The organism is Streptomyces sp. F63, from assembly GCF_018070345.1.
Classification (GTDB): domain Bacteria; phylum Actinomycetota; class Actinomycetes; order Streptomycetales; family Streptomycetaceae; genus Streptomyces.
The window spans coordinates 1-571 of record NZ_JAGPXX010000077.1 but is presented as its reverse complement, the minus strand read 5'-3'; the positions used below and the strand labels follow the sequence as shown (position 1 = coordinate 571).

Genomic DNA, 571 nt, shown 5'->3' with positions numbered 1-571 from the left:
GTTCGACACGCTGTTCGCCAAGGATTCCAAGGGCGACGTCAAGCCGCAGATGGTGCAGGACTGGAAGGTCTCTCCGGACGGATTGACCTACAGCTTCACGCTGCGCGACGGCCTGAAATGGCATGACGGTCAGCCGGTCACGGCGGCCGACTGCGTGGCTTCGCTGCGCCGCTGGGGCACCCGTAGCGCGCTCGGCCGCCGCATCTTCGCGATCACGGCGTCGCTCGAGCCGACCGATGCGAAGACCTTCGTGCTGACGCTGAAGGAGCCGTCCGGCCTCGTCATCGACGCGCTCGGCAATCCCGTCAGCCCGGTCGCCTTCATGATGCCGGAGCGTGTTGCGAAAACGCCCGGCGACCAGCGCATCACCGAGATCATCGGCTCCGGCCCGTTCGTCTACAGCAAGGCCGATCACCGCACCGGCGATCGCATGATCCTGAAGAAGTTCGCCGACTATGTGCCGCGCTCCGAGCCCGCCGACTTCCTGGCCGGCGGCAAGCGCGTCAACGTCGACACGCTCGAGATCCGCGTCATTCCGGATGGTTCGACCGCGGCATCCGCGCTGCAGGCC

At 66.7% G+C, this 571-nt stretch carries 1 protein-coding gene; it reads left to right on the top strand.

Annotated elements, in window-relative coordinates:
* Positions 1-571, top strand: a 571-nt coding sequence (locus KBZ10_RS28970; protein ID WP_247703166.1) for an ABC transporter substrate-binding protein, incomplete at both ends; no start/stop codon positions are given.